The 2,165-nt window shown below is 40.6% G+C and carries 3 protein-coding genes; all 3 read left to right on the top strand.

Going from position 1 to position 2,165, the window contains the following annotated elements:
• The coding region (locus tag WBN20_RS08590; protein ID WP_424281384.1) for a molybdopterin cofactor-binding domain-containing protein at positions 1-513 on the top strand (513 nt) is incomplete at its 5' end.
• A 10-nt stretch (positions 514-523) separates the two neighbouring features.
• Positions 524-1,540, top strand: coding sequence for an FAD binding domain-containing protein (locus WBN20_RS08585; RefSeq protein ID WP_424281383.1), 1,017 nt, complete (start codon positions 524-526; stop codon positions 1,538-1,540).
• Position 1,541: 1 nt separating this feature from the next.
• Positions 1,542-1,760: a hypothetical protein gene (locus WBN20_RS08580; protein WP_424277238.1), complete on the top strand. Its 219-nt coding sequence runs from the start codon at positions 1,542-1,544 to the stop codon at positions 1,758-1,760.
• Positions 1,761-2,165: the final 405 nt, after the last annotated feature.

The following is a 2,165-nucleotide window of genomic DNA, read 5'->3' as shown; positions in this document are numbered from 1 at the left end:
AGTAAAATTGCCAGCCGATCTGATGATTACGGTGGCTTTCAACAACCATGGGGTTTGGCCTATGGAGATTTGGGGTCTGTACAGTTTGCAGAGGTCAGTGTTAATACCGATACAGGATTTGTTAAAGTAGATAAGATAGTTGCTGCCCATAGTTGCGGTAGACCGCTTAATATAGGTCAATTGGAAAGTCAAATCAATGGGGGAGTCATCCAGGGTGTTTCGTACGCCTTATATGAAAACAGAGTTATGGACAATGGAACTGGTCATATGATGAATGCCAATGTGGATCAATACAAGGTGCCATTTTCTATGGAAATCCCGGAAATTGAAACTATTATTGTAGAAGAATATTCAGCGCTTTCTTCTACGGATGCATATGGCATTGGAGAACCTGCGAATATAGCAACCGCTGCTGCAATTGCCAATGCCGTTTATAACGCGATAGGAGTTCGGATTTATGAAATACCTATTACTCCTTCAAGTATTCTTAAAGCATTAAATAAAGTCTCTTAAATACAAAGACATGAATAAATTTAGTTGGTACGAAGCCAAATCCGTTGAAGAAGCCCTTCAACAGGTGAATTCAACAGTATCCGAACAGCTATATGAGCATTCAGATAATGCATCGGTATTCAAGTCCGGTGGAATTGATGTGTTTGACTGGGTAAAGGAAGGCTTGCTTAAACCCCAAAAAATTATCAATATCAGGAATATCCCCGGTCTTGACAAAATTGGTTATGATCCCAAAAATGGATTGAGCATAGGTTCTAATGTAACTTTAGCCGAAATAGCTTCAAATCCGGAAATAAAAACTAACTATTTGGCACTCCACCAGGCAGTAAACCACGCCGCAACCCCTCAGTTGCGAAATATGTCGACTTTGGGAGGTAATATAGCACAGCGTAACCGCTGCTGGTATTTTCGTTCTGCTGATCATGATTGCTTTCGTAAAGGAGGTGATCGATGTTTTGCCCGCCACTCTGAAACAGGTGAAAATGAAAATCATGCCATTATTGATAATGGATCTTGTGTAAGTGTTCATGCCTCTTCTATTTCAACCGCACTTATGGCTTTTAATGCGAGTGTTGTAATCGTCAATGGTGAAGGGGAAAAGAAAGAAGTGCGCATGGATGATTTCTTTGTTACCGTAGGAAAGGATATTGCTATGGAAAACATCCTTCAGGCAAAGGAAATTATAACGGAAATCATTATTCCAGCTCCTTCTAAAAATACCAAAAGTGCTTATATTAAGCAAGTAGCCCGTGAATCGTATGATTGGTCTTTGGGAGATGTAGCTGTAGTGCTTGAGGTTTCAGGGGATACTTGTCGTTCAGCGAGTATTGTATTAGGTGCAGCTGCTCCTGTGCCGTATCGGTCTATGGAGGCCCAACAGGCAATTGAAAAGAAGACTATTAATAGCGAAAATGCAATGGCAGCGGCAGAAGCAGCGATGTCAAAAGCGCGCCCATTGGCGAAAAACGGGTATAAAGTCCCTTTATTTATAGCTACAATTAAGCAAGCAATTTTAGAAATTTCTTAGTATGGACAAAAGTAAACCTGGAAATATGAGCATTTGCAAATTCCTTCGCGCCAGAAACCCTTATGGAATGATGGAAGGTGGAGATAATCCCTGGCTCTTATTAGATGATGCCAACACTATTTGCTGGTGCATCAATTCTGCAGGAGCAATGGGTCCTGATAATGGTTTGGTATCTCCCAAGCAATGTACGAAAGGCCGGAGTTGTTTCGTTTCTCAGTAAGCTGAAAATTTAAGATAAGGAAACTTCGTATTTATCTCTATCTCTATTGGCTATAGGCTATAGAAGTGAGTTTGGAAACGTACTATTCTCAACTATAAAAGATATCCGGGACAAGCATAAAAACAAACACAAGCTGGTGCTTGTCTGTTTTTTGATTCTGTAACAGTTCATTTTAAAAGGGATTCACTTCGTGCATCCCTACAAAGTAATCCGGGGCAAGCATAGAAACAAACACAAGCTGGTGCTTTTCTGTTTTTTGATCCCGTAACAGTTCATTTTAAAAGGGATTCACTTCGTGCATCCCTATTGCCCCATTCTGCAAATGTAACTTCCAATCCTGTTGGGATTCACTTCGTGCATCCCTATTACCCCATTCTGCAAATGTAACTTCCAATCCTGTTGGGA

This window comes from Eudoraea sp., assembly GCF_049665975.1.
GTDB lineage: Bacteria > Bacteroidota > Bacteroidia > Flavobacteriales > Flavobacteriaceae > Eudoraea.
Note: the sequence above shows the minus strand (reverse complement) of the source record. Positions and strands in the feature narration are given on the sequence as shown.